The sequence below is a fragment of the Paraburkholderia sp. GAS348 genome, from assembly GCF_050434205.1.
In the GTDB taxonomy this organism is placed as follows: domain Bacteria; phylum Pseudomonadota; class Gammaproteobacteria; order Burkholderiales; family Burkholderiaceae; genus Paraburkholderia.
On sequence record NZ_JBNPVT010000012.1, the window covers coordinates 65440 to 91891 of the forward strand.

Genomic DNA, 26452 nt, shown 5'->3' on the forward strand with positions numbered 1-26452 from the left:
CCGTCCTGACATAGGTTGACGCCCGGGTCAGGACAAGCCAGCGGCAAAAAAAAGCCCACGCAAGATTGCGTGGGCTTTTTTGTCGCTGGTCGCTCGCCACACCTCGGCATGCAAGGCGCTTACGATCCTGGGTCCGCGTTCAAATCTCGATCTTCGTTCCCAATTCCACCACCCGATTGGCCGGAATGCTGAAGAAATCGGTCGGCTTGGCGGCGTTCTGATGCATCCATGCGAACACACGTTCGCGCCACACCGACATGCCCGGCAACTGCGTCGGCACCACCGTTTCGCGCGCGAGGAAGAACGACGTGTCCATCAACTCGAACGTCATGTCGTGCGTGCGGCCGACCTCGAGCAACACCGCCTTCACGTCAGGCGTTTCGTTGAAACCGTATGCCGCCTTGACGAGGTACAAGCCGCCGTTGAGATCCTTGACCGTCACGCGTTCCGCGTCATTCACGTACGGGATATCGAGCGTCACGAAGGTCAGGAAAATGGTGCGCTCGTGCAGCACCTTGTTGTGCTTCAGGTTGTGCAGCAAGCTCACCGGCACGAGTGAATCGCTGCCCGTCAGATAGATCGCGGTACCCGAGACGCGGTGCGGCGGATGCGCGAGCAGGCCTTGCAGGAACGGCATAAGCGGAATACCGTCAGCCGCCGTACGCTCCTTGACGATCATCCTGCCCTTGAACCAGGTCATCAGCAAAAAGAACAGGAGCGCGCCAATGCCAAGCGGCAGCCAGCCACCTTCCGCAACCTTGAGCAGATTGGCGCCGAAAAAGCCCAGGTCGACCGCCATGAACACGCCGATGATCATCGCCACGAGGAACTTGTTCCAGTTCCATACCTTCACCATGACGACGCAGGCGAGGATCGTGGTGATGACCATAGTGGCCGTCACCGCAATACCGTACGCGGCGGCGAGGTTATCCGAACTCTTGAATGCGAGCACGATGCACAGAATGATGAACAACAGCATCCAGTTCACCACCGGCACATAGATCTGGCCGATCGCCAGTTCCGACGTATGCAGAATCTTCATGCGCGGCACGTAGCCGAGCTGGATCGCCTGGCTCGTCAGCGAATAGGCACCGGAAATCACCGCCTGCGACGCGATCACGGTCGCCACCGTCGATAGCACCACGAGCGGCAGCAGCGCCCAATCCGGCGCGAGCAGGAAGAACGGGTTTTCGATCGCCTTCGCGTCATGCATCAGCAGCGCGCCCTGGCCGAAGTAGTTCAGCACCAGCGAAGGCATCACGAGGACGTACCAGGCCATCCGGATCGGCTTGGCGCCAAAGTGGCCCATGTCGGCGTAGAGCGCTTCCGCGCCGGTCAGCACCAGCACGACCGAGCCGAGCACCACATAAGCCTGCAACACGTGCGCGGCCATAAAGGTGTAGGCGTAGTACGGATTCAGCGCGCGGATCACGTTCGGCGACTGAATGATGTGCCACAGACCCAGGGCGGCGAGCACCAGGAACCACAGCACCATGATCGGGCCGAACAGGCGGCCGACGGTGGCCGTGCCGTGCCGCTGAATCCAGAACAGCAGCACGAGGATCACCATGGTAAGCGGCAACACGAGATGGGACAGATTGGGCGCCGCGATCTCCAGACCTTCGACTGCCGAGATCACCGAGATGGCGGGCGTAATCACCGCGTCGCCATAGAACATGCAGGCGCCGAAAATGCCGAGCATCATCAGCAAGCCGGCCATTTTCGACTTCTGGTCGATAGAGCGCATCGCCAGCGCCATCAGCGCGAGGACACCCCCTTCGCCGTTGTTGTCGGCGCGCATCACGAACAACACATACTTGATGCCGACCACGATCACGATCGCCCAGAACAGCAGCGAGATCACGCCCAGAATCGATTGATCGGTCAGCGGAATGCCATGCGACGGGCTGAAGGCCTCTTTCAACGAGTACAACGGGCTCGTGCCGATATCGCCGAATACCACTCCGATCGCGGCAATTGCGAGGGAAGGCAGAGGCTGTTTGTGCACGTGATTGTTATCTGTCATAGACGCGAGGAAATCCGTTCCCTGAGCGGAAAAAACGACCGCTATTCTAAACTGCCCGCCTAGCGCCGCCCGGCTTGTTGTGGATACACCACGTGGATGGTCCGCGAAGTGTAGCACCGCGATTTGGGCGCGTCTGCTGCGTCAGGCGTTTCGCCGGCGCTGGCGAGCGCATTCCGCGGAGCGCCGCACCGTTCTTAGCCCGCGCTACGACATACACACCAAGCAGGCGCTTAGCACCCCGCACTCACACACAATGCATATACGGCGCACATAAAAAAACGGAGCCCAACCGGACTCCGTTCTGCAGGCACTGCACTGGCTACGCCGCGATAAGTACGGCGTCGTAGCACGCATCACGTGCCCGACGACTCCTGCTGCATACCGCGCTTGATCCACGCACCGAGGTTATGCGGGCGAACCGTATCCCATTCCTCGAACGGCTGGTGAATCCACGGATTGGTAGGCAGATACTGCACGTGGTAGTCAGGCTTCACTTTCGAGCAGCCCTTGTACCAGAGCACCGCCGAGCGCACCGCCGTGATCGCCGGATAGCGTTCTTTCAGATGTTGCTGCACGCGTGCCAGCGTCACACCGGAATCGACCAGATCGTCGACCAGCAGCACATTGCCGTGCAGCTCGCCGCGCGTCATCGTGATGTATTGCGCGATGTCGAGATCGCCCTGCTCCGTGCCGGCCGCTTCGCGGTACGAACTGGTGGCGAGAATCGCCAGCGGCAGATCGTAAATACGCGAGAGCTGATCGCCGACGCGCAAACCGCCGCGCGCGAGACACAGGATCTTGTCGAACTTCCAGCCCGACTCGTGCACGGCCAACGCGAGTAGTTCGATCAGCCGGTGATACTCGTCCCAGCCGACCCACAGGTTCTTGTCATCGTTACGCGGATCTTTCATCGCAATCATGGGTACACCTTGCACCATGGCTTAAACCTTGAACGGATGACGAAGCAGGATCGTTTCGTCGCGATCCGGACCGGTCGACACCATGTCGATCGGAATGCCCGCGACTTCCTGCACGCGCGTCAGATAAGCACGCGCGGTGGCCGGCAGCTTGTCCCATTCGGTGATGCCGACGGTGCTTTCCTTCCAGCCCGCGAAGGTTTCGTACACCGGCACGCAGCGCGCGACTTCCGAAGCGCCACGCGGCAGCAGGTCGACATGCTTGCCGTCGACCGTGTAGCCGATGCAGAGCTTCACTTCGTCGAGGCCGTCGAGCACGTCGAGCTTGGTCATGCACAGGCCCGACACGCCGTTGATCTGGATCGAGCGGCGCAGCGCGGCGGCGTCGAGCCAGCCCGTGCGGCGCGGACGGCCGGTGACCGAGCCGAATTCCTTGCCGACCTTGGCAAGTTCCAGGCCGATGGGTTCCTGACGCGCGGCGTTATCCGCGTCGTACAGTTCGCTCGGGAACGGGCCCGAACCGACACGCGTGCAATACGCCTTGGTGATGCCGAGGATGTAGTTCAGCTTTTGCGGACCGACGCCTGCGCCCGCAGTAGCCGCACCGGCCACGCAGTTGCTCGACGTGACGTACGGATAGGTGCCGTGGTCGACGTCGAGCAGCGTGCCTTGCGCGCCTTCGAACAGCAGGTTGTTGCCGGCTGCGTTTTCGTCGTAGAGACGGCGCGACACGTCGGTCACCATCGGCTTCAGACGATCGGCATAGCTCAGCATCGTGTCGAGCGTTTGCTGGAAGTCGACCGCGGCGACGCCCAGGTATTGCGTCAACACGAAGTTGTGATAATCGAGGTTTTCACGCAGACGTTCGGCGAAGCTTTCCGGCTCGAACAGGTCTTGCACGCGCAAGCCGCGGCGCGCCACCTTGTCTTCGTAGGCCGGGCCGATGCCGCGGCCGGTGGTGCCGATCTTGCTCGCGCCACGGCGCGCTTCGCGGCCCTGGTCGATAGCAATGTGGTACGGCAGGATCAGGGTGGTGGCTTCGGAAATGAAGAGGCGATTCTGAACATCGACCCCGGCGGCCTCGAGCTCGCCAATTTCCTTGAACAGCGCTTCCGGCGACAACACGACGCCATTGCCGATATAGCACGCGACGCCGGGATGCATGATGCCCGACGGAATCAGACGCAAGATGGTTTTCTTGCCGCCGATGATAAGCGTGTGACCGGCATTGTGACCGCCCTGGAAGCGAACGACGCCTTGAGCGTGGTCCGTCAGCCAGTCGACGATCTTGCCCTTGCCTTCATCACCCCACTGGGTCCCCACGACGACGACGTTGCGCCCGGGGTTCACATTCACTGCGCTGGCAGACATGTTGTTTCGTAAGCTGGTTAAAAACGTATTCTACCTATGTTCGCGGAACCTTCCGAATTTTTCCGTTTCCGCTCAACGGTATGCACGTTATGGTGGGTATATCGAAAATAGCGCGGCGAGTAGCCGCGCCGGGTCCGGCGACGCTTTGGACGCCTTCTGAAATGCCCTTGGGTCACCCCGCGAGCGGTCTATCTATGCGGGCTCAGGGACGGGGCTCGACCACCCACGCGCCGTTGCGCTCGACCAACACGCGGTCGCAGGCGAATTCGTCCAGATCGTGCTCGTGACCAGGAAGCGCCTGGATCACGACTTCACCTGCGTTACGCAGCGCGGCAACGCTGGTGCGCAACGCTTCGTCGTGCTGCCAGGGAGCAAGAATCGCGCTGCTGCGGGCCTCGACGGGAGAAATGCGAGCGACCTCGCGCAAATCGAGCGAGAAGCCGGTGGCCGCGCGCGCGCGGCCGTAGGCCTGGCCGACGTGGTCGTAACGGCCGCCGCGCGCAACCGCATTCGGCACGCCGTCGACATAGGCCGAGAACATCACCCCGCTGTGGTACGCGTAGCCGCGCAAATCGGCCAGGTCGATCATCACCTCGGCACCGTTCACCTGGCTCGCAAGGAATGCAAGGTCGTCGAGCGCGCGCGCGATGGCCGGTGCGTTCGGCAAGCGTGCACGGGCTTCGTCGAGCACCGAAGCGTCGCCGTAGAGCGCGGGAAGCGAGCGCAATGCGTCGCGCGTGACCGGCGTGAGATTGGCGGTCAACTCGACGAGGCGTGGCACGTCCTTGCCAGCCAACGCGTCATAGAGCGATTGACCCAATTCGGCAGCAGCAGGCTCCCCTTCGATCAGCGCAGCGAGCACGCCTGCATGACACAAATCGAGGCGCACTTTCGCGAGGCCGGCCAGACGCAGCGCGTCGAGCATCAACTGCTGGATTTCCAGATCCGCTTCGAGACCGGCGTGACCGTAGATTTCCGCGCCGATCTGGATCTGCTCACGCGTGGCGTGCAGCCCGCGCGGACGCGTATGCGCCACATTGCCGGCATAGCAAAGACGCGTCACGCCCTGACGATTCAGCAGATGCGCGTCGATACGCGCGACCTGCGGCGTAATGTCGGCGCGCAGACCGAGCGTGCGCCCGGACATCTGATCGACGAGTTTGAACGTGCGCAGATTCAGATCGTGCCCGCCGCCGGTGAGCAGCGACTCGATGTACTCGAGCAGCGGCGGCATCACCATCTCGTAGCCGTACGAGCGGAAACGGTCCAGCAAATGGCGCCGCAACTCTTCGATCTTGCGGGCTTCCGACGGCAGCACGTCGGCGATATTCTCGGGAAGTAACCAGGTCGACATCGATACAGTCCTACGACGTTGAACACGGCGACTGGGGGCGCCGGTAAGTGTGTGTGAATGGCGGGCGACGGCTCTATTCTGGCGGTTTTCGCAGGCGTCGGAACTGCCCTTCGCAGCCCCTCAGCCGGCCTTGGCCCGCGCCAGAACGCTCGCGCTGGTGCACGCCGCTGTTGCCACGCATATCACCATCGCGATGGCACGCAGCGACGAGCGCTGTGCAGCGTCCCTTCAGGTCACGATGAACAGCAGGATTAACCCGAGCACCATCACGACCAGCCCGCCGACGCGAATCTGATGCGGGGGCCGTTCCGCTATTTTACGGAACGTGTCGCGCCAGGCGCTCGGAAAAACGAAGGGAAACATCCCTTCAATAATCAGCATCAATGCGATCGCGAGCAGTAACGAGCCGGCTATGTCCATGCGAATGAAGAGGCCGCGATGCGGATGCCGCGGCGTTTCCGGTTATCAGTGTTTGCGCGGTGCCGCGGGAGCGTCCGGGGCGGCGGCGCCGGTCGGGCTACGCATGAAGCGGAAGAACTCGCTGCTCGGGTCGACCACGATCACGTCGCCTGGCTTGAAGGTGTTCTTGTACGCCTGCATGCTTTGATAAAACTGATAGAACTGCGGGTCGCTGCCGTATGCCTCGGCCGCGATTTCCGCCGCCTTGGCATCGCCCTCGCCCTTGATAGTCTGCGCCTGACGATAGCCGTCCGCGAGAATCGCCTGTTGCTGGCCGACGGCGTCCGCCTTGATCTGGTCGGCCTCGGCCGTGCCCTTCGCACGTTCGTCGGCCGCGGCCTGCTCGCGTGCGGCGATCATCCGCTTGTAGACCGAGTCGGCCATCGCCGCCGGGAAATCGACCCGCGTGAGTTGCACGTCGAGCACCGACACGCCCAGCGATGCCGCGGCTTTGTCCATCGCGCCGCGTGCTTCGTCGGCAACGGCCTGTTGCTTCGCAAGCGCGTCGGTCAGCGTGACCTTGCCGAACGCGTCGCCGAGCGCGCTGCGCGACAGCAGCGCCAGGCGGTCCGACAGGCTTTGCACATCGCCCTTGGTTTCGGCGAGCAGCTTCAGCGGATCGGTCACACGGTATTTGATGACCGGGTTGGCCAGCAGATCGGTTTTGTCCGACGTGACATAGCGATCTTCATCCGGCGCGTCGAGCGACTGGATGCGGTTATCGACCAGCGTGACCGTTTGCAACGGCGGCGGCAGCTTCACGTGCAGGCCTGGGCCGAGCAAAACGGGCGCGGTATCGCCATGCGAGGACAGCACAGCCAGATGCCGCTGGTCGACCACGAATACCGTCGACGACGCGGCAAACAGCACGATGACTAAGGCAACGACGAGCGCAATGATCTTGTTCATGATGTGCGCTCCTTATTGAACGTCGTCTTCGCGCATACGGCTGCGGAAGGAGTCGCGTGAACGGAGTGCGTCGCTGCTGGCTGCAGCCTGGCTGGCAGGCGTCGAGACCGCGGCGGGTGCGGAAGCAGCGGCAGACGGTGCAGCAGCGCTGCTCGCGGCTTGCGGAACGGCTGCACCTGACGCAACGGCGGTGCCAGAAGCGGCAGCAACTTCAGCAACGCGCTGGCGAGTCTGCTCGACCAGCTTGTCGAGCGGCAGATACAGCACGTTATTGCCGCTCTTGCTGTCCACAAACACCTTGGTCGTATTCGAATAGATCTGCTGCATGGTTTCCAGGTACATGCGCTCGCGAATCACAGCAGGCGCTTTCGAGTACTGCGCGTAGACCTGCTTGAAGCGCTCGGCATCGCCTTGCGCCTGCGCCACGGTCTTGTCGCTATACGTTTTCGCTTCGTCGATCTGGCGCGCGACGTCGGTTTGCGCGCGCGGCAGCAGCTCGGCGGCATAGGCCTGCGCCTCGCGCTTGGCGCGTTCGTTGTCCTGACGCACTTTGGCGGCATCGTCGAAAGCGGCTTGCACCTGGTCGGGCACCTGCACGCCCTGAATCGTGACACCGGTCACGGCAACGCCGGACTGGTATTCATCCAGGGATTGCTGAATCGACGCCATCAGTTGCCGGCGAATTGCTTCGCGGTCCTGATAGAGGATGTCGTTGGCGCTGCGAGCGCCAACGATGCTGCGCACCGCCGCCTGCGCGGCCTGCATGACGCTCTGATCGGGATCGACGCTGCGGAAGAGATAATCAGTCGGCTTGCTCACCTGGTATTGCACGGAAAACCGCACGTCGACGATATCGGCGTCGTGCGTGAGCATCGACGCGTCCTTCACGTTGGCGAGACGCACCACGTTGTTACGGCCAATCTCCACCTGGCGGATCTGGCCGATATTGACGAGCTCATGCGCTTCGAACGGATACGGCAGGCGCCAATGCACACCCTGCCCCGCAGTGTAGCGATACTTGCCGAACTGCATCACCACGCCGGCCTGGCCATCTTGCACGACGAACACGCCACTGCCGAGGTAGATCGCAATCAACACGCCGATCACGATGCCCACACCGATGCGCGCGCCGCGACCGTTGTCCGGACGGCCACCGCCCGCACCGCCGCCCTTGCGGCCGAACACCCGGCTCAAACGGCGGTTGAAATCGCGCCACATCTCGTCGAGATCGGGCGGGCCTTCACCGTCCTTGGTCGGCGGACGCTTGGGTTCGTTGGGTCGTTGGCGGTCGCCATTGCCGTCGCCCCGGCCCCAGCGCGGATCGTTCAGTGAAAGCATGGCGCGCATGCGCAGCCAGATACTCCGCTCGTTGTAATCGTTCACCTGTGTTCGTTCACCAGAGTAGACAGCGGGTCAGTGCAATTGGAGCGGGTCAGTGCCCGAGTTCTGAGACCTTGCGGTCCTCGCGTGGTGCTGCCGACCGGTCTTCTTCCGACAGATCGACCAGCGTATCGGAGAGAGGTTCGGCAGTAGCGATTTCAGCGATGGCAGCGCGCAATGTATCCAGCCCCTGCCCCGTGCGCGCGCTCAAAAAGACGCGCGAAATATTACCATACTCATCCCGCTCGACCGCGTCGCCACGGGCCGCCAACTCCGGCACGGCGTCGATCTTGTTGAACACCAGCACCTGGCGAATCGTGTCCGCGCCGATGGCGTGCAACACCTCGTTCACCTGATCGATCTGATCGAGGCGCACGGCGCTCGACGCGTCGACCACATGCAGCAGCAGGTCGGCGTGGATGGTTTCCTCGAGCGTGGCGCGGAAAGCCGCCACCAGTTGGTGAGGCAATTCGCGGATGAAACCGACTGTGTCGGACACCACCACCTGGCCGGCTTCGTCGCCGAGATAGACACGGCGGGACGTGGTATCCAGCGTGGCGAATAGCTGGTCGGCGGCGTACGCCTGGGCCTTCGTCAGCGCATTGAAAAGTGTGGATTTGCCCGCGTTCGTGTAGCCGACGAGCGACACGGACATCGTCTGATTGCGGCTGCGCGCGCGGCGCTGCGTGCCGTGCTGACGGCGCAGTTTTTCGAGGCGGGTTTTGAGCGCCTTGATGCGCTCGCCGATCAAACGGCGGTCGGTTTCGAGCTGCGTTTCACCGGGGCCGCGCAAACCAATACCGCCTTTCTGGCGTTCAAGGTGGGTCCATGCGCGGATTAGCCGCGTCGATAGATACTGCAACTGCGCGAGCTCCACCTGCAGCTTGCCTTCGTGGCTGCGGGCGCGTTGCGCAAAAATATCGAGAATCAGGCTGGTGCGATCGATCACGCGGCGGTTAAGCGCCTGCTCCAGATTGCGCTGCTGCGCAGGCGCCAGAGCGTGATTGAAAATGACGAGTTCGATGTCGTTCGCCTCACAGGCAAGACGCAATTCTTCGGCCTTGCCGCTGCCGACGAACATCTTGGCATCGGGACTGGACCGGCGCCCCGTGAGGGTGACTAAGGGATTCGCGCCCGCGCTTTGCGCGAGCAGGCTGAGTTCTTCAAGGCTGGCTTCGAAATCGATCTTACCGAAGTCGATGCCGACAAGCGCTGCATTGATCAAATTGGACGGTATCAAAATGAGGCGGCCGGGAGTAATCGCCAACGGGCGACGCTACGCCGGCCGCGACGGGGGTTAGGACTGTTCGGTATCCGGGTGGAAATTCACCGGACGCGCAGGCACGACCGTAGAAATTGCGTGCTTGTAAACCATCTGGGTGACCGTATTCCGGAGCAACACGACGTACTGGTCGAACGATTCGATGTTCCCTTGAAGCTTGATGCCGTTGACCAAGTAGATCGACACCGGCACATGCTCTTTACGCAGTGCGTTCAAAAACGGGTCTTGTAACAATTGCCCTTTGTTGCTCATAGCAAACTCCGTATTTTTTTGCAGGTTGACTGAATCGACGACGAAGGAAAAAGAGATCCGCCGTCAACCGCTACACTATAGCCGATTTTCATTCTTGCGCGAGCGGGCTGGCCAGCCGGCCAAACCCAGCACACACGCGGGTTTCAGCCTGGGTTTCAGCCTGGGTTTCAGCCTTTGTCCGCGTAAGGGTTCGTCGACGATCTGAACTCTATGCGCAATGGAGTCCCAGTCAGCTTGAAAGTTTCCCTGAAGCGGTTTTCGAGGTAGCGTTTGTACGTTTCGGTGATCGCATCGAGCGCATTACCGTGAATCACGATGATCGGCGGATTCTGTCCGCCCTGGTGCGCGTAACGCAATTTCGGGCGCACCGGACCGCGTCGGCGCGGTTGCTGGAATTCCACTGCCTCGATCAGCGCGCGCGTCAACTTCGGCGTCGGCAGCTTGGCCATGGCGGCGGCGTAGGCGTCGTCGACCGAGCGCATCAGCGGGCCGATTCCGGTTTTTTCCGCAGCGGAAATGAAGTGGAATTTGGCGAAATCGAGAAATTTTAGTTTGCGCTCGATGTCTGCCTTGGTGCGCTCGCGCACATGCGAATCGAGTCCGTCCCACTTGTTCACGCCGACGACCAGCGCACGGCCCTGCTCCACCACGAAACCGGCAATGTGCGCGTCCTGTTCGGAAATATCCTGTTGTGCGTCGAGCAGCAGGATCACGACGTTCGCGTCCGAGATCGACTGCAGCGTCTTCACCACCGAGAACTTCTCGATCGCTTCGAATACCTTGCCGCGGCGACGCAAACCGGCCGTATCGATCAGCGTGTAGGGCTTGCCCTGACGCTCGAAGTCGACGTAGATCGAATCGCGCGTGGTGCCCGGCATGTCGAACGCAATCACGCGCTCTTCGCCCACCAGCGCGTTGATCAAGGTCGACTTGCCGACGTTCGGCCGGCCGACGATCGCGATCTTCACGCCGTGCGCCTGCTTTTCCTCGTCGCTCTCTTCCGGCTGCCCGGCGTACGCGACACCCAGCGCCTCATTGATCATTTCGGTGACGCCGTCGCCGTGCGCCGCCGAAATTGCGCGCGGGTCGCCGAGACCGAGTTCGTAGAAGTCGGCGGCCACCGTGGTGTACTTCATCCCCTCCGCCTTGTTGACGACGAGGAAGATCGGCCGGCCGGTCTTGCGCAGGTAGTCGGCAATCGTCTTGTCCTGCGGCGCGAGGCCGTTGCGGCCGTCGACGATGAACACGACGACGTCGGATTCCTCGACCGCCTGGCGAGTTTGACGCGCCATCTCGTGCAGGATGCCTTCTTTCGCGACCGGCTCGAAGCCGCCGGTATCGACGACCAGATACGGCCGGTCGCCGGCGCGCCCCTCGCCATAATGGCGATCGCGGGTGAGACCGGGCAGGTCGGCAACCAGCGCATCACGCGTGCGCGTGAGACGGTTGAAAAGCGTGGATTTCCCCACATTGGGGCGCCCAACCAGGGCAATAACGGGTTTCATCAGATGTTGTTCACGGTGAAACGCGGGATCGAAATCGACCGCCCGCGTAGCGACGCCATGCGGCCGCTACACGGCAGCGTTTGACGAAAATTATCACGAATTCGGCCAGCTCCGGCTGCGCTGTCAATATGCGCACCCAAAGCGGACGAGAGTTTGGCTGTTTGGGGCAGCGCCAATGGGCCGCCAGGTTCAGTCTTTCTTGCCCGACGGCCCGCACGCCAATCCGATACGATTCTCTGCGTATCGACCAAGGTGCCGTCGAAGGTGGCGCCGCAAGCAGCCACCGATGGCCACATGGGCCGTTTCTGATCCGACTTGCCGGACCAGCCAGTCCGGCGGAATTCTTCTAGTTACTCTGCTTCTGCTGCACAACAAAAACGCGTGCGGCCGGCAATGCCGGCCTGCACGCCTGACCACCCAGCCTGCGCGATTAGCGCGGGCGGTAGCCGTACAGGTCGCCGTCGTGCGTCAGGACGACCAGCGTCTCGCCGGCCAGCACCGGCGCTGCGGTAATCGGGCTGCCGTCGGTCTTCACACGGGCCAGGAGCGTGCCGTCGTCGCGCGACAGGAAATGCACGTAACCCTGATAGTCGCCCAGCACGGCAGCGTGACCCAGTATGAATGGGACGCTGAGGTCGCGGTTCTTCAGCTTGTCGTTCTTCCAGAGCGGCGCACCACTGTTGGCATCGAATGCCGACACCACCGACCAGTCGTCGGCCGCCACCACGGCGCGGTCGTCCTGCGCGAGGCCGCTCGTGCTCGAGAACGCCTTTTCCCACAGCGCGCGGCCCGAGTTCGCATCGAAGCAGCCAATCTGGCCCTGGAACGTCACCGCGCAGGTTTCCGAACCGATCAGCGTGGGCGGACCCGTCACGTCATTGATGCGCTCCACTTCCGTGACGCCCTTCGGATACGACACCGGCGTCTGCCAGTAGTTGTCGCCGGTCTGCAGGTTGATCGCGGCGAACGCGCCACCCGGGAAGCCCGCCAGCACAGCCGCGTCGCCCGCGAACGTCATGCCCGACGAGACGCGCAGATTGAGCGGCACCGCGCGGTTGCGGTAGTTCCACTTCTGCTCGCCGGTTTGCGCATTGAACGCGACGATCTGACCGTCGACCGTACGCACCACCACGAGGCCGTTGCCGACCAGCGGCGGCGAGATGATTTCACCAGGCGCCTTGGCGGTCCACAATTGCTTGCCGTCCGCGCCGAGCACGTAGACATCGCCCTTCAGGCCGCCGACCGCCGTGAGCGTGCCGTCGCTGCCGACACCTGCGGACAGGTCCTCATGCAGCTTGACGCGCCAGACGTCCTGGCCGGTTTGCGCGTCGATCTTGGCAACCGAGCCGTTCGCGCCAGCCGCGTACACCGCGTTGCCGACCGCGACCGGCGAGAACAGATAACGACCCGACTTGCCCACGCTGGCCTTCCACGCCTGCTGCACGTCGAGCACGGGTTTGAACTCGGTGAGCGGCGTCGGCACGCGGCGCTCGTCTTTCGTGGATGAGCAAGCCGCCATGGTGAGGACGGTCATCGCACAGGCAACGGGCACAGCGTAACGTTTCAGCAGATTCATCGGTGGACGAAGCATTCAGGAAATTAATTAAAGGAGACCGGTTGGTCGTGTCATGCGGCGCGCTGCATGCGGCAATTAGCCGCCCAGCGCGTCCAGCTTGAACTGAATCAACTGGCGTGCCGAGCTATCGTTTTTCGACAGCGAGTCGAGCGCAAGCTTGTAGGCCGCGCGCGCATCGTCACGCTTGCCCTCTGCAGCGAGCAGGTCGCCGCGGCCATTTGCCACAACACTCTTGAACGCATCGGACTGCGGCTCGGCGAGCAGTGCGAGACCCTGGTCGTAAGCCTTGTCGTCGAGCAGCAGCGAAGCCAGACGCAGCTTGGCGATCTGCTTGAACTCGTCGTCTTTTGCGTGATCGATGGTCCATTGCAGCTGGGCCTTCGCGGCGCCTTCGTCACCCGCGGCGTACAGCGCCCTGGCTGCGCCCAGCGCGGTCATCTGCGCATACGCGGTACGGCTGAACTTGTCTTCCATGTCGGTGGCGACGCGTGTGATCTTCGCCTTGTCGCCCGATGCAACGGCTTGCTGCACCTGGTCGTACAGCACCGCGGCTTCCGCCGCCTGACGACGCTGCCAGAAATTCCAGCCGTTCCAGCTGGCAGCGGCAACCAATGCCACCAGCACGATCCACGTGGTTGCATTGCCCCACTGCGTCCACCATGCCTTCAGACTTTCAATCGATTCTTGTTCGTCGTGGTAACTCATCGCCCGGCGATTTCCTCGTTCTTGATACGTGTGCGTGTCGAGCCAGGAGGCTCGGCGACATCGCGATCAGTCGTCGCCGTCTTCGGCGGTTGCAACCATCGCATTGATTAGAAATTCGGTCAAGTCTTCGGCGGGCACGTTATGTTGCTCGTTTTTACCGCCGTTAGCGGCTGTATCGCGCAGCGGCTTGACGCCGACCGTACCGTTGGCGATCTCGTCTTCGCCAAGGATCACCGCGAATGCCGCGCCGCTCGCGTCGGCACGCTTCATTTGCGACTTGAAGCTCGCCGTCTGACCGTCCGCGCTGCAATGCAGGATCACGTCGAGGCCGGTATCGCGCAAACGCTCGGCGATGATAAAGGCCTGTTCACGCGCCGCGTCGCCCTGATGGACCACGTACACGTCGCAACCTTCGTCTTCCGGCACGAGTTGTTCCTCTTTCAGCAACTCGAGGATACGCTCGACACCCATTGCCCAGCCGCACGCGCCAGTCGGTTTACCGCCGAGCTGTTCGATCAGTGGATCGTAACGGCCGCCGGCCGCGACCGTGCCTTGCGCGCCGAGCTTGTCCGTCACCCATTCGAACACGGTCAGATTGTAATAATCGAGACCACGCACGAGACGCGGATTGATCGTGAACGGAATGTTGTTCGCCTTCAGAATGCGCTGCAGGCCTTCGAAGTGCGCACGCGATTCTTCGCCGAGAAAATCAATCAGCCTGGGCGCGTTCTGCGCGACTTCCTGCATCGCCGGATTTTTCGTGTCGAGCACGCGCAGCGGGTTCGTGTACAAACGGCGCTTCGCCTCTTCGTCGAGCACGTCCATATGCTTTTCGAGGTACGCGATCAACTCGACGCGATGCGCCGCGCGCTCTTCCACGAGACCCAGCGAATTGAGTTCGAGCTTGATGCCCATCAAGCCGAGGTCGTCCCACAGCCGCTGGCACATCATGATGATTTCAGCGTCGGCGTCCGGGCCGGCAAAGCCCAATGCTTCCACGCCGACCTGATGGAACTGCCGATAACGGCCGCGCTGCGGACGCTCGTGACGGAACATCGGGCCGATGTACCACAGACGCTTCGGACCGTCGTACAGCATGTTGTGCTCGATCACCGCACGCACGACAGCCGCCGTGTTTTCCGGGCGCATTGTCAGGTTTTCGCCGTTCAACGAATCCGTGAAGCTGTACATCTCTTTCTCGACGATATCGGTCACCTCGCCGATACCGCGCTTGAACAACTGCGTATGCTCGACGATCGGCGTACGAATATTCTGGTATCCGTACGAACGCAGCATCGACTTGACGGTCGTTTCAAAAAATTCCCACAGCCCGGCTTCCTGCGGAAGGATGTCGTTCATGCCCTTCACGCCGGACAGCTTGTCGAGCTTTTTCTTCTGTTCAGTCATCTGTCTTTGATTGACGGTATTTAGTTGAGTGCTTAGGCGCGGCCAGCTTAGGCGCGGCCATAGCGGCGCTCGACGTAGTCACTCACGATTTGCTGGAATTCTTGCGCGATGTTTTCGCCGCGCAGCGTCTTGACCTTCTCACCGTCGATGAACACCGGCGCGGCCGGATTTTCGCCCGAACCCGGCAAGCTGATGCCGATATTCGCCTGCTTCGATTCGCCCGGACCGTTGACGATACAGCCCATCACCGCCACGTGCATCTTCTCGACGCCAGAATATTGATCGCGCCACACCGGCATCTGCGTACGCAGATAGGTCTGGATTTGCGACGCCAGTTCCTGGAACAGCGTGCTGGTCGTGCGGCCGCAACCCGGGCACGCGATCACCATCGGCGTGAACGAACGCAGGCCCATGGTCTGCAGAATTTCCTGGCCGACAATCACTTCGCCTGTGCGCGGGCCACCCGGTTCCGGCGTCAGCGAGATACGGATCGTGTCGCCGATGCCTTGCTGCAGCAACACCGACAACGCCGCGGTCGACGCCACGATACCCTTCGACCCCATGCCCGCCTCGGTCAGACCCAGATGCAACGCAAATTCGCAACGGCGCGCGAGTTCACGATACACGGCGATCAGATCCTGCACGCCGCTGACCTTGCACGACAGAATGATCTTGTTGCGCGGGAGGCCGATTTCGACCGCGCGCTCCGCCGAGCCGATCGCCGACTGGATCAGCGCCTCGTACATCACGCTCTGCGCTTCCCACGGTGTGGAACGCGCGGCGTTTTCGTCCATCATCTTCGCGAGCAGGTCCTGATCGAGGCTGCCCCAGTTGACGCCGATCCGCACGGGCTTGTCGTACTTCACCGCCGCTTCGATCATTTGCGCGAACTGCGTGTCGCGCTTGGCGCCGTGGCCGACATTGCCCGGGTTGATCCGGTACTTCGACAACGACTCCGCGCACGCGGGGTAATCGCGCAGCAGCAAATGGCCGTTGTAATGAAAATCGCCGACCAGCGGCACCGACACGCCCATGCGGTCGAGCTGCTCGCGCACCGCCGGCACGGCCGCCGCCGCTTCCGGCGTGTTGACCGTGATACGCACCAGTTCCGAACCGGCTTGCGCCAGTTCCTTGATCTGGATCGCTGTGCCGATCGCATCCGCGGTGTCGGTGTTGGTCATCGACTGGACGCGCACGGGCGCATCGCCGCCGATGGTGACGAGCTGTCCGCCCCAACGGACATCGACCGCGTGCGACTTGCGCCGCGCAGCGTGGCCGCCAAATACCGGCTCGTTTGAAACGACCTTGCTACTGGATTGGGATTGAGCTTCGGATTGCATCGAAAAACCCATTTACGCCGCATGCGCCACACAAAAGACGTAGCGCATAAATTGAAAAAGCGCCGCAACCCGGTTGGCCGCGACGCATACCGTATCTAATCAGGGCAACGCGAAGCGCGCCACATTACCCTTGGCTGCCGAATATTTCGACGGATCGACTGGCTGGCCATCGAGCGTAAGCGACTCGAGACCCACCTTGTTGCCGACCGTGACCTTGAACGGCGCCGCGCCTGTCACTTCCTTCGTATCGCCCGCGTGCACGAGGCCGGAGAACAGCTCCTTGCCGTCCTTGCCACGCACGCTGAACCAACTGTCTTGCGTTACGCGCAACGCGATAATCGCCTCACCCGCGGCCGGCGTTGCGGTTGCCGCAGTTGCCATATCCGCCGCGGCCGATGCGCCTATCGCGGCGACCACCGGCACGCTCGCGCCTTGCGCCGCAGCCTGTGCCTGCGAACCGGCCTTCGGCGCGACCGCTGCTGCCGTGACAGCCGGTGCGGACGACGGCGCCGTACCGGTCGCGAGCGGCGCGGGCATCGGCGTAGCCGACGCTGCGTTATCCGCTGCGGCCTGCGTTTCCGGAGCGGAAGCAGCGTCTTCTGCGGTTGCCTCGGAACCTGCCGCCTGACCCTGCGCCACCGCGCCCGATGCTCCAGTCGCGCCACCCGCGGCGCCGTTAGCGCCCGCCTTCAACCGGGCGAGCCATGCCGACGAATCACCGCCATTGGTATGCCACATGCCGAGCGCAATCACCGCGACGACGACCGCCGCAATGCCCCATAGCCACGAGTGGCTCTTTTGCCCACTGCCGCCAAGCGACAGCGATACGCGGCCACGCGGCAAATCCTTGCCGGACGAAGCCGGCATCGACAGATCCGGCGCCGGCACGCCCTTCTCGCGACGCAACGCCTGCGTGAATGGCGTGGGATCGGCGCCGAGCATCTTCGCGTAGCTGCGCACCACGCCGAGCGCGAAGGTCGTGTCCGGCAAATGGCTAATGTCACCCGATTCGAGCGCATGCAACTTGGTGACGGATACCTTCAGGCGCGCCGACACATCTTCGATCGTCCAGCCTTTCGATTCACGCAATTGGGTCAAGCGCGCGCCAACCGCTGCCAGGGAATCCAAACTGACCAAGCCAGCCAGGCCCGGCTGTACAACAGGCTGCACCACCGCCCGGGCGACTGGCGCCGGATGGCCTTCGTTTGCGTCTGTGTCCTGCGGCTGCGGGTGCTGCGGCTCACTCATCCCAAATCCTTTCGCGTCGATTCTTTTTCACTTGTGCAACCCGGACGGACCAAAGCCTCACGCCCGAATCGCAGACCGTTTATAACAAAATGCGCGGCCTTATGTGCCGCTTCCGATCGCTTCTGCAAACTTTCTTTTCAATCGCGGATGGCGTGGGGGGTTTTACGCACCCCGATAGCGCTCTTCCGAACGCCACGCCCTGCCGCCTCGCGCGATTACACGGCGCGAACCTCGATCACCTTCGCCGCCTTCCCGGTGCGCTCAGCGAGGCGCGTGCGGTCTTTCACCGCACCGGCCAACTGACCACAGGCAGCGTCGATATCGTCGCCGCGTGTTTTACGCACTGTGGTGACGACGCCCGCGTCCATCAGCACTTGTGCAAACCGCTTGATCTGTTCCGGCTTCGAGCGGATGAGGCCCGACTCGGGGAACGGATTGAACGGAATCAGGTTGAACTTGCACGGTACGTCGCGGGTTACGGCCAGCAATTCGCGCGCTTGCGCTTCGCTGTCGTTCACGCCGTCGAGCATGCAATATTCGAACGTAATGAAATCGCGCGGCGCAACCTTCAGATAGCGCTGACAAGCGGCCATCAACTCGCGCAGCGGATACTTCTTGTTCAGCGGCACCAGCATGTCGCGCAGCGGGTCGCTCGGCGCATGCAACGATACCGCGAGCGCCACCGGCAGATCGGCGCCGAGCCGGTCCATCATCGGCACCACACCCGAGGTGGACAGCGTGACGCGCCGGCGCGACAGGCCGTACGCGTTGTCGTCCAGCATCAGACGCATGGCGGGCACCACCGCGTCGTAATTGAGCAGCGGCTCGCCCATGCCCATCATCACCACATTCGTGACGACGCGCTCGCCTTTTCCGTCACCACCCGTGGCGCGGCCGCCGTCCGTGCCGCGCGTCGCGCGCAGCGCGAACTCGGCCATGCGCAGCTGGCCGATGATTTCGCCGGTGGTGAGATTGCGGGAGAAACCCTGTTTGCCGGTCGAACAGAAACGGCAGTTGACTGCGCACCCGGCCTGCGACGACACGCACAGCGTGCCACGCGTTTCTTCGGGGATATAAACGGTCTCAACCGCGTTGCTGTTGCCGACGTCGATCAGCCACTTGCGTGTGCCGTCGGTCGAAATATTGTCGCTGACGATGCCAGGCATCGTGATCGTTGCGCGCCCTTTAAGCTTTTCGCGCAAGGACTTCGCCAGATCGGTCATGCCGTCGAAGTCGGCAGCGTTGTACTGATGGATCCAGCGCTGCAATTGCTTGGCGCGAAACGGCTTCTCGCCCAGGCTGTCGCAATAAGCGACCAGCCCTTGGGCGTCGAGATCGAGAAGGTTGACGGTGGGACTGCTCGTCATATCGAATCCTGCCATTTCAGTGCGAGACTACGTTCATGCAACAAGCTGCATGAACGCAATGCCGTTCGCGCCCATTCCTGCTGCTTTACCTTACTACTTTGCCAGGCTGTTCGTGCGGATTCGTGCGACAAATTCAACGGCTGCACACGAATCGCGCGGATAGCGCCTCTACAACGCTAACCCGCTCAAACCTGGCTCAAACCCGCTTAACGCGAGTAAACGTTCACTTGCGGGAAGAAGAACGCGATTTCAACTGCAGCCGTTTCAGCGGCGTCCGAACCGTGCACCGCGTTAGCGTCGATGCTGTCGGCGAAGTCGGCGCGGATCGTGCCCTTTTCTGCCTTCTTCGGGTCGGTTGCACCCATCAGGTCACGGTGCTTCAGGATCGCGTTTTCGCCTTCCAGCGCTTGCACGACCACCGGGCCCGAGATCATGAAATCAACCAGGTCCTTGAAGAACGGACGTGCAGCGTGCACAGCGTAGAACTTCTCTGCGTCAGCGCGCGACAGGTGAACCATGCGCGAAGCCACGATCTTCAGGCCAGCGTTTTCGAAACGGCTGTAGATCTGACCGATCACGTTCTTGGCCACTGCGTCCGGCTTGATAATCGACAGGGTGCGTTCGATCGCCATAAAAACTCCAAAAAATTAAGAGGTTACAGATTCAAATGAATCCGCTATTGTAGCATGTTCCCGTGTATGATTGCGATTGATCCCTTACAGCACTGAAAGACTCCGGGCAGAAGTTCGCGAATACTGGTAGCGTAGGCCGTGTGGACATTTTCGGGGTATTGAAACTCCCTGCCACCGCGCCAATCTTAGGAATGAACACCCTGCGACTGGCGGCAAGCATCCCGGCCGGCGCCGCACTACCCGACGCACAATCTGCTGCACAACCCGCTACATAGCCCGCTACATAGCCCGCCACACAACCATTACGCAACACGCTTCTGAGGTAAGGAGAGACCATGAACGATCATCCGTATAGCTTTGGCCGCAATGGCGCGGTCAGCACGGTCGAAACACGCAACCGCGTACTACGGAACACCTACTGGCTGCTCGCGCTGTCCATGATTCCGACAGTGCTCGGCGCCTGGGTAGGCGTAGCCACCGGTTTCTCGCTGTTCGCCGCCACCAGCCCCGGCATGAGCATGCTGGCGTTCTTCGCGATCGCCTTCGGCTTCATGTTCGCCATCCAGAAAACCAAAGACAGCGCCATCGGCGTGTTCGTGCTGCTCGGTTTCACGTTCTTCATGGGCCTGATGCTGTCGCGCATCCTGAGCTTCGTGCTCGGTTTTTCGAACGGCCCGTCGCTGATCATGCTCGCCTTTGGTGGCACTGGTGTGATCTTCGCGTCCATGGCAACGATCGCCACGGTCAGCAAGCGTGACTTCTCGGGTCTCGGCAAGTGGCTGTTCATGGGCGTGGTCGTGCTGCTGCTGGCTTCGGTCGCGAACGTGTTCCTGCATCTGCCGGCGTTGATGCTGACGGTGTCGGTGCTGGCAATCGCGATCTTCTCGGCCTACATGCTGTTCGACGTGCAGCGCGTCGTGAACGGCGGTGAAACGAATTACATCACTGCCACCCTCGCGATCTACCTGGACCTGTACAACGTGTTCGTCAACCTGCTCGCGCTGCTCGGCATCTTCGGCGGCAACCGCAACTAAGTCTGATGCAAGGCGCGGCGCCAAAACGCCGGCCTTGAAGAAAAAGCCCATGGCGAGCAATCGTCATGGGCTTCTTTCATTGCATTGCCGGCGTGTCAACAGTGAATCGCCGAGCACGGCGATGCCCGGTAATCAGAGACGGATCACAAGCTCAGCCAGGGGAAGCCTTCATCCTGGGAAGCGACCACCACTTCGGTCGGCGCCGCACCCAGCACACCCGCCATGGCAGCCTGCGCCAGTTCCGGCGAGTTGTTCTGCTGGCTCAGATGTGCGGCCACCAGATGCCGCAAGCGCGAGCGGTCGAGCGAGGCGAGGATTTCGGCCGCCGCCTCGTTGTTCAGATGCCCATGATTGCCGCCGATGCGCGCCTTCAGCGATTGGGGATACCGACTGCCCGCCAGCATCCGCACATCGTGATTGCACTCGAGCACCAGCGCGTCGCAGCCGCTCAGCACCGCGCTGATGTGCGGCGTGGAAGTGCCGACGTCGGTCAGCACGCCAAGCCGGCTCGCACCATTGGAGAGCACGTATTGCAGCGGCTCGCGGGCGTCGTGAGGAACGGTGTAAGGGAGGATGCTCAGGTCGCCGATCGCCACCGCTTCGTCGCCCCACAGTACTTGCAGGTCGACATCGGCTTCGTCGGCACCTACCGCGCGGGCGGTGCCCCAGCTCATGTACAACGGAATCGACCACTTGCGCGCCAGCGTCAGCGCGCTGCCGATGTGGTCGCTATGTTCATGTGTAATCAGAATGGCGTCGAGACCCTCGACGCCCGCGCCGAGCCGCGTCAGACGCCGCTCGACTTCCTTGGCCGAAAAGCCGCAATCAAGCAGAACGCGCGTGGTGGTCGCGCCGCTTTGCGCTTCCACCAGCAAGGCATTGCCTTCACTGCCGCTGCCGAGACTGGCGAAGCGCACAGCCCGCTTAGTTCAGTTGTGCGTGCAGCAACGTCACGATGCGCTGCGCGTCGGACGAGTTATCCACCTGCCCGTTCGCATCCACCACCGCTACCTGCGTCACGGTGTCGCCCTTCGAACGCACATTGACGAGGAATTCCTGACCCGGCTTCTTCGACGAATTGCCACTGTAGAACAGCTTGCCGAAGAGCCCTTCCTTCTTCAGCTCCTGCATCGAGTCTGCGTAACGCACGTAGTAAATACCTTTCGCGCGATCGCGGTTGTCGACGGTAAAGTTCGTGCGGTCGAGCGCGAGACCCACGCGCAGCCATGCGCGGTCGAACGACTCCTGCAGGTCGAGCGTCGATGCGCCTGCACTCTGGTCGATCGTTGCCGGCGCGGTGGCCGGGCGGGCATCGGTCAGGAGTTGCTTCGACTGCGCTTCGGTCAGGCCGAACTTCTGCATCAGCTTGGTCAGGAACAGTGCTTCCAGAGCCGGATCACGCGGACGCTCTTCCCAACGCGAAGACGTCTTGTCCTGACCCGTCAGCATTTCTTCCATCGCGCTATGCGTGATCGAAATGTCCGTGGTGTCAGCCGGGCCGCGCGACACGAGCGTGCGGAAGCTGTCACGGGTGCCTGACGAGTAGGCGAAGTCGATCACCTTGCCGACCGTGCGGCGGAACCAGTCGTCCGGGATATTGGCGCGGTTTTCAGCCCAGTCGGTGGTCATGATGCCGGTAGCCGGTGCATCGGTTTTCAGGGCGAAACCGTTCTCCTGCCAGAACTCCTGCAACTGCGGCCACAGTTGTTCCGGCGTGCGGCCGTCGACTACCAGCCAGCGACGATCGCCGTCACGCTCGATGTGCATGCCCAGCGGGTCTTGCGCATTCGGCTGGCCTTCGGTGGAATTGCCTGCTGCCGTGACCGCGCGTTGCTGCGCGCCGCCCAGCGCCAGATTGGCCGGCGGCGCCACGTAGCGTTGATCGGTCGGCGTCGTGCTCAGATCGCCCGGAACAGCGAGCGCCGGTGCGCTGCCCGCGCCCTTGTAGTTGACGCGGTCGGAGGCGAACCAGTCGTTCAGCGTGTCACAGCCGGCGAGCGTTACCAGGGCAAGCGCCAGCGCCGCCATGCGGGTTGCGTGGAGGGAAAGTGCGGAACGTTTCATGAGGTCCTTCGTGATGCTAAAACGCGGTGCCTGGTTCTGTGTGCCGGGAACGTGGGCTGGATCGACGTCGGTTAAGGGAGTGCCGGTGACAGGCTTTCGTTGACGCTGGGGGTGCCGGGTCGAGCCCGCTTAGCCCAGCAGACCCGCTTCGCGCAGCGCGGCACGCACCACTTCGTGGTATTGCGCGTCGAGCGGCGTGAGCGGCAGGCGGATTCCGCCCTGCACACGACCCAGTTGCTGCAACGCCCATTTCGCCGGAATCGGATTCGACTCGATGAACAGGTTCTTATGCAGCGACAGGAGTTTCAAATGAATTTCGCGGGCGGTCTTCGCGTCTGCGGCAAGCGCGGCTTTGCACAGATCGCTCATCGCGCGCGGCGCGACGTTCGCGGTGACCGAAATATTACCGTGGCCGCCAAGCAGCATCAGCGCGATCGCCGTGGGATCGTCACCGCTGTAGATGCCGAAATGCGCGGGCGCCGACTTGATCAGATGCGCGGCGCGATCGATGTTGCCCGTCGCTTCCTTCACACCAATGATGCCCGGCACCTGCGCGCAGCGCAGAATCGTTTCGTTGCTCATGTCCGCGACCGTACGGCCCGGCACGTTGTACAGGATCACCGGCAGATCGACGGTTTCGGCGATCTTCGCGAAGTGGCGATAGATGCCTTCCTGGGTCGGCTTGTTGTAGTACGGCACGACCTGCAGCGTGGCGTCCGCGCCGACGTCTTTCGCCTGCTGCGTGAGCTCGATGGCTTCAGTGGTGGAATTGCCGCCCGAGCCCGCGATCACCGGAATCCGGCCCGCCGTGTGCTCGACTGCGGTTTTGACCATCAGCACGTGCTCCTCGACCGACAGCGTGGCCGACTCGCCGCTCGTGCCGACCACGACCAGTGCGTTCGTGCCCTCTGCGATATGCCAGTCGATCAGTTTGCGAAACGCCGGCAGATCGAGGCCGCCGTCTTCGAGCATCGGAGTAATGATGGCAGGGATGCTGCCGCGAATCTGAACGCCGCCAGTGCTGCTTTGATTGCCGTTAGTCATGAAACGCCATGAATTTGATCAGGTAAACCGCGATTGTAGCGGATTAACCAGCCAACTCGTAACAAGGCGGAAGTCCCGCCTCTGCGCGCTCGGCTGAGCGATCCGCCTCCATAATTGCGCATATCCGCTGGACGTAAGCCGGGCGCGGCTGCGCGAGAAATCCGTCTTGAAATGCGACCACACGAAGGTGGCCGCGCACCACGTCGAGCAGCTCGCCGGGCGCGAGCAAAAACGCCGGATTAGACGGTTTGCCGACGCTTTCGTTGCCTTGCGCGAAGGTCTCGTAAACCAGTACGCCGCCGGGCGCGAGCGAGCGCAACAGCTGCGGAAACAGCGGCCGGTGCAGGTAATTCGTCACCACGATCGCAGCAAATTCTGCGTCGGCGGGCAAGGGCCATGCGGCGCCTTCGATGTCAGCCGCAAGCGTAGTAATGAGCGGCTCGTCGCGCATGAAGTCTAGCGCGGCCGCATCGCGGTCGAGCGCGGTCACCGGATGACCCCGCGACGCAAAGAACCGGGCGTGCCGCCCTGCGCCCGACGCGACGTCGAGCACCGCGCCGCCCGCCGCGACCAGATGCGCCCATTGGCGCACCCAGCGCGACGGTTCGCCGATTCCGTGCGAGGAACCGTCCGGCAAGGCAACGGGAGTGCTCATCGCGTCAGCGCAGACGATCAGTTATCAGTTGTATGACAGGCCCATCGCCTCGCGGACTTCACGCATCGTTTCCGTGGCGTACTTGCGGGCTTTGTCGCAGCCGTCGGCGACGATCGCGCGCAACAGCGACGGATCGTCCATGTACTTCTGCGCGCGCTCGAGCATCGGCTGCTGCTCGCGCAGAATGCCTTCGATCACCGGCTGCTTGCACTCGAGGCAACCGATACCCGCGCTTCGACAGCCCTTCTGCACCCACTCGTGCGTGGCTTCGTCCGTGTAGACCTGGTGCAGCTGCCACACCGGGCACTTGTCCGGATCGCCCGGATCGGTGCGGCGCACGCGGGCCGGATCGGTCGGCATGGTGCGGACCTTCTTCGTGATCGTTTCCGCATCTTCGCGCAGGCCGATCGTGTTGCCGTACGACTTCGACATCTTCTGGCCGTCCAGACCCGGCATGCGCGACGCTTCCGTCAGCATGGCCTGCGGTTCGACCAGAATGATCTTGCGCGAACCTTCGAGGTAGCCGAACAGACGCTCGCGATCGCTCATCGACAGGCTCTGCGATTCCTGCAACATCGCCCGCGCCTGTTCGAGCGCTTCGTCGTCGCCTTCCTGCTGATAGGCGTTGCGCAGCTCGTGATAAAGCTTGGCGCGCTTGCCGCCCAGCTTCTTCGCGGCTTCGTTCGCCTTCTCTTCGAAGCCCGGTTCGCGGCCGTACAGGTAGTTGAAGCGGCGCGCGATTTCACGGGTCATTTCGACGTGCGGCACCTGGTCTTCGCCAACCGGCACGAGCGAGCCGCGGTACAGCAGAATGTCCGCCGCCATCAGCACCGGATAGCCGAGGAAGCCGTAGGTGGACAGATCCTTGTCCTTCAGCTTCTCCTGCTGCTCCTTGTAGGTCGGCACGCGTTCGAGCCAGCCGAGCGGCGTGCTCATGCCGAGCAGCAACGCCAGTTCCGCATGCTCGGGCACCTTGCTCTGGATGAAGAGCGTAGCCTGCGCCGGATCGATGCCCGAAGCGAGCCAGTCGATCAGCACGTCCCACACGTTCTTTTCGATCACTTCGGGTGTTTCGTAGTGCGTCGTCAGCGCGTGCCAATCGACCACGCAAAAGAAACACGGGTATTCGGACTGCAGCCGCACCCAGTTTTTCAGCACGCCGTGATAGTGGCCGAGGTGCAGCGACCCGGTGGGCCGCATGCCGGAGAAGATACGGTCTGGGAACATGGTTATTTAGAAAAGCGAAACAAGTGGAGTCAGAATGGCGGTAATCGCACCGTAGCCGAGCGTCACGAGCGGGCTAAGCCAATAGCGCGTGAGCGTGCCCGTCATGACCAGCGCCATCACGATGAAAAAGCCGTACGGCTCGAGGCGCGACAGCGCGATTGACTGCCGCGGCGGCAACAGCGCCATCAGCACGCGGCCGCCGTCGAGCGGGGGCAGCGGAAACAGGTTGAGCACGCCGAGCACGAGGTTCACGCCGACGCCGGCGGCCGCCATGCGTGTGAAGAAAGGTTCGTCGACGCCCAGTACCGCGAGCGCGACGCCGATCAGGCCCCACACCAGCGCCTGCACGAAATTGCAGGCCGGCCCGGCGGCCGCGACCCACAGGCTGCCCCAACGCGGATCGCGCAGATTGCCGAAAGCGACCGGCACGGGCTTCGCGTACCCGAACATGAACGCGCCGCTAGTGGCGAAGTACAACAGCAAGGGAATCGCGATCGTGCCGAGCGGATCGATATGCCGCATCGGATTGATGGAGACGCGGCCGAGCACGTACGCGGTATTGTCGCCGAGCCAGCGAGCAACGTAGCCGTGCGCGGCTTCATGCAGCGTAATCGCGAAGATCACCGGCAACGCGTAAACCGCAACGGTCTGTATCAGGGAAGAATCCATAACTCGCTATTGTAACAACGCGATTGCGT

The 26452-nt window shown here is 62.3% G+C and carries 24 protein-coding genes; 1 reads left to right on the forward strand and 23 read right to left on the reverse strand.

All coding sequences use genetic code 11. The features are described from left to right. Positions 1-139: 139 nt before the first annotated feature. The 17 genes from P3T22_RS20490 to ndk form a co-directional block, all read right to left on the reverse strand. Entirely contained in the window at positions 140-2026 is a 1887-nt protein-coding gene (locus P3T22_RS20490) for a potassium transporter Kup (RefSeq protein WP_063496594.1), read from the reverse strand. A 353-nt stretch (positions 2027-2379) separates the two neighbouring features. After that, positions 2380-2964: a phosphoribosyltransferase gene (locus P3T22_RS20495; RefSeq protein WP_063496595.1), complete on the reverse strand. Its 585-nt coding sequence runs from the start codon at positions 2962-2964 to the stop codon at positions 2380-2382. A 3-nt stretch (positions 2965-2967) separates the two neighbouring features. Continuing rightward, a complete protein-coding gene (locus tag P3T22_RS20500) occupies positions 2968-4314 on the reverse strand; it encodes an adenylosuccinate synthase (protein WP_063496596.1) in 1347 nt (448 codons plus the stop codon). Between the two features lie 202 nt (positions 4315-4516). Further along, on the reverse strand, positions 4517-5668 hold the full coding sequence (locus P3T22_RS20505; RefSeq protein ID WP_063496597.1) for an ATP phosphoribosyltransferase regulatory subunit: 1152 nt from the start codon (positions 5666-5668) through the stop codon (positions 4517-4519). Positions 5669-5896: 228 nt separating this feature from the next. Next, on the reverse strand, positions 5897-6088 hold the full coding sequence (locus P3T22_RS20510; protein ID WP_054041860.1) for a DUF2065 domain-containing protein: 192 nt from the start codon (positions 6086-6088) through the stop codon (positions 5897-5899). Positions 6089-6133: 45 nt separating this feature from the next. Next, a complete protein-coding gene (hflC, locus tag P3T22_RS20515) occupies positions 6134-7036 on the reverse strand; it encodes a protease modulator HflC (protein WP_063496598.1) in 903 nt (300 codons plus the stop codon). Between the two features lie 12 nt (positions 7037-7048). Continuing rightward, entirely contained in the window at positions 7049-8419 is a 1371-nt protein-coding gene (gene hflK, locus P3T22_RS20520; RefSeq protein WP_429325950.1) for an FtsH protease activity modulator HflK, read from the reverse strand. A gap of 49 nt (positions 8420-8468) precedes the next feature. Continuing rightward, entirely contained in the window at positions 8469-9656 is a 1188-nt protein-coding gene (hflX, locus tag P3T22_RS20525; protein WP_063497996.1) for a GTPase HflX, read from the reverse strand. Between the two features lie 57 nt (positions 9657-9713). Continuing rightward, positions 9714-9950, reverse strand: coding sequence for an RNA chaperone Hfq (gene hfq / locus P3T22_RS20530; protein ID WP_063496600.1), 237 nt, complete (start codon positions 9948-9950; stop codon positions 9714-9716). A gap of 167 nt (positions 9951-10117) precedes the next feature. Then, complete coding sequence (der, locus tag P3T22_RS20535; protein ID WP_063496601.1) at positions 10118-11455, reverse strand: ribosome biogenesis GTPase Der; 1338 nt, start codon at positions 11453-11455, stop codon at positions 10118-10120. A 430-nt stretch (positions 11456-11885) separates the two neighbouring features. After that, positions 11886-13031 (reverse strand): outer membrane protein assembly factor BamB, encoded by a 1146-nt coding sequence (bamB, locus tag P3T22_RS20540; RefSeq protein ID WP_429325951.1) that lies wholly within the window; start codon positions 13029-13031, stop codon positions 11886-11888. A 75-nt stretch (positions 13032-13106) separates the two neighbouring features. Next, positions 13107-13736: a YfgM family protein gene (locus P3T22_RS20545; RefSeq protein WP_063496604.1), complete on the reverse strand. Its 630-nt coding sequence runs from the start codon at positions 13734-13736 to the stop codon at positions 13107-13109. Between the two features lie 66 nt (positions 13737-13802). Then, a complete protein-coding gene (gene hisS / locus P3T22_RS20550) occupies positions 13803-15143 on the reverse strand; it encodes a histidine--tRNA ligase (RefSeq protein WP_429325952.1) in 1341 nt (446 codons plus the stop codon). A gap of 47 nt (positions 15144-15190) precedes the next feature. After that, positions 15191-16495 carry a flavodoxin-dependent (E)-4-hydroxy-3-methylbut-2-enyl-diphosphate synthase gene (gene ispG / locus P3T22_RS20555; RefSeq protein ID WP_429325953.1) on the reverse strand — a complete coding sequence of 435 codons (1305 nt, stop codon included), beginning with the start codon at positions 16493-16495 and terminating at the stop codon, positions 15191-15193. A gap of 87 nt (positions 16496-16582) precedes the next feature. Beyond that, positions 16583-17731: a helix-turn-helix domain-containing protein gene (locus P3T22_RS20560; protein WP_429325954.1), complete on the reverse strand. Its 1149-nt coding sequence runs from the start codon at positions 17729-17731 to the stop codon at positions 16583-16585. A 215-nt stretch (positions 17732-17946) separates the two neighbouring features. Next, a complete protein-coding gene (gene rlmN / locus P3T22_RS20565) occupies positions 17947-19098 on the reverse strand; it encodes a 23S rRNA (adenine(2503)-C(2))-methyltransferase RlmN (RefSeq protein WP_063497997.1) in 1152 nt (383 codons plus the stop codon). A 206-nt stretch (positions 19099-19304) separates the two neighbouring features. Next, positions 19305-19730 (reverse strand): nucleoside-diphosphate kinase, encoded by a 426-nt coding sequence (gene ndk, locus P3T22_RS20570; protein WP_012433533.1) that lies wholly within the window; start codon positions 19728-19730, stop codon positions 19305-19307. 335 nt (positions 19731-20065) lie between these two features. Between ndk and P3T22_RS20575 the strand changes: the two genes are divergently transcribed. After that, positions 20066-20764, forward strand: coding sequence for a Bax inhibitor-1/YccA family protein (locus tag P3T22_RS20575; RefSeq protein ID WP_063496608.1), 699 nt, complete (start codon positions 20066-20068; stop codon positions 20762-20764). Positions 20765-20907: 143 nt separating this feature from the next. On the opposite strand, the gene P3T22_RS20580 is transcribed toward P3T22_RS20575, so the two are convergent. From P3T22_RS20580 to P3T22_RS20605, 6 genes are all read right to left on the reverse strand, one after another. Continuing rightward, positions 20908-21681: an MBL fold metallo-hydrolase gene (locus P3T22_RS20580; RefSeq protein WP_063496609.1), complete on the reverse strand. Its 774-nt coding sequence runs from the start codon at positions 21679-21681 to the stop codon at positions 20908-20910. A 7-nt stretch (positions 21682-21688) separates the two neighbouring features. After that, positions 21689-22828 (reverse strand): outer membrane protein assembly factor BamC, encoded by a 1140-nt coding sequence (gene bamC / locus P3T22_RS20585; protein WP_063496610.1) that lies wholly within the window; start codon positions 22826-22828, stop codon positions 21689-21691. 129 nt (positions 22829-22957) lie between these two features. After that, positions 22958-23872, reverse strand: coding sequence for a 4-hydroxy-tetrahydrodipicolinate synthase (gene dapA / locus P3T22_RS20590; protein ID WP_429325955.1), 915 nt, complete (start codon positions 23870-23872; stop codon positions 22958-22960). 43 nt (positions 23873-23915) lie between these two features. Next, on the reverse strand, positions 23916-24527 hold the full coding sequence (locus P3T22_RS20595) for a class I SAM-dependent methyltransferase (protein WP_063496612.1): 612 nt from the start codon (positions 24525-24527) through the stop codon (positions 23916-23918). Between the two features lie 24 nt (positions 24528-24551). Further along, entirely contained in the window at positions 24552-25754 is a 1203-nt protein-coding gene (locus tag P3T22_RS20600) for a tryptophan--tRNA ligase (protein WP_429325956.1), read from the reverse strand. Between the two features lie 6 nt (positions 25755-25760). Continuing rightward, complete coding sequence (locus P3T22_RS20605; RefSeq protein WP_063496614.1) at positions 25761-26423, reverse strand: site-2 protease family protein; 663 nt, start codon at positions 26421-26423, stop codon at positions 25761-25763. Between the last annotated feature and the right edge of the window lie 29 nt (positions 26424-26452).

Bases quoted from the DNA above. Each gene is read 5' to 3' on its own strand.
- P3T22_RS20490 (WP_063496594.1), bottom strand. From the start codon at position 2,026: ATGACAGATAACAATCACGTGCACAAACAGCCTCTGCCTTCCCTCGCA.
- P3T22_RS20495 (WP_063496595.1), bottom strand. From the start codon at position 2,964: ATGGTGCAAGGTGTACCCATGATTGCGATGAAAGATCCGCGTAACGAT.
- P3T22_RS20500 (WP_063496596.1), bottom strand. From the start codon at position 4,314: ATGTCTGCCAGCGCAGTGAATGTGAACCCCGGGCGCAACGTCGTCGTC.
- P3T22_RS20505 (WP_063496597.1), bottom strand. From the start codon at position 5,668: ATGTCGACCTGGTTACTTCCCGAGAATATCGCCGACGTGCTGCCGTCG.
- P3T22_RS20510 (WP_054041860.1), bottom strand. From the start codon at position 6,088: ATGGACATAGCCGGCTCGTTACTGCTCGCGATCGCATTGATGCTGATT.
- hflC (WP_063496598.1), bottom strand. From the start codon at position 7,036: ATGAACAAGATCATTGCGCTCGTCGTTGCCTTAGTCATCGTGCTGTTT.
- hfq (WP_063496600.1), bottom strand. From the start codon at position 9,950: ATGAGCAACAAAGGGCAATTGTTACAAGACCCGTTTTTGAACGCACTG.
- der (WP_063496601.1), bottom strand. From the start codon at position 11,455: ATGAAACCCGTTATTGCCCTGGTTGGGCGCCCCAATGTGGGGAAATCC.
- bamB (WP_429325951.1), bottom strand. From the start codon at position 13,031: ATGAATCTGCTGAAACGTTACGCTGTGCCCGTTGCCTGTGCGATGACC.
- P3T22_RS20545 (WP_063496604.1), bottom strand. From the start codon at position 13,736: ATGAGTTACCACGACGAACAAGAATCGATTGAAAGTCTGAAGGCATGG.
- hisS (WP_429325952.1), bottom strand. From the start codon at position 15,143: ATGACTGAACAGAAGAAAAAGCTCGACAAGCTGTCCGGCGTGAAGGGC.
- ispG (WP_429325953.1), bottom strand. From the start codon at position 16,495: ATGGGTTTTTCGATGCAATCCGAAGCTCAATCCCAATCCAGTAGCAAG.
- P3T22_RS20560 (WP_429325954.1), bottom strand. From the start codon at position 17,731: ATGAGTGAGCCGCAGCACCCGCAGCCGCAGGACACAGACGCAAACGAA.
- rlmN (WP_063497997.1), bottom strand. From the start codon at position 19,098: ATGACGAGCAGTCCCACCGTCAACCTTCTCGATCTCGACGCCCAAGGG.
- ndk (WP_012433533.1), bottom strand. From the start codon at position 19,730: ATGGCGATCGAACGCACCCTGTCGATTATCAAGCCGGACGCAGTGGCC.
- P3T22_RS20575 (WP_063496608.1), top strand. From the start codon at position 20,066: ATGAACGATCATCCGTATAGCTTTGGCCGCAATGGCGCGGTCAGCACG.
- bamC (WP_063496610.1), bottom strand. From the start codon at position 22,828: ATGAAACGTTCCGCACTTTCCCTCCACGCAACCCGCATGGCGGCGCTG.
- dapA (WP_429325955.1), bottom strand. From the start codon at position 23,872: ATGACTAACGGCAATCAAAGCAGCACTGGCGGCGTTCAGATTCGCGGC.
- P3T22_RS20595 (WP_063496612.1), bottom strand. From the start codon at position 24,527: ATGAGCACTCCCGTTGCCTTGCCGGACGGTTCCTCGCACGGAATCGGC.
- P3T22_RS20600 (WP_429325956.1), bottom strand. From the start codon at position 25,754: ATGTTCCCAGACCGTATCTTCTCCGGCATGCGGCCCACCGGGTCGCTG.
- P3T22_RS20605 (WP_063496614.1), bottom strand. From the start codon at position 26,423: ATGGATTCTTCCCTGATACAGACCGTTGCGGTTTACGCGTTGCCGGTG.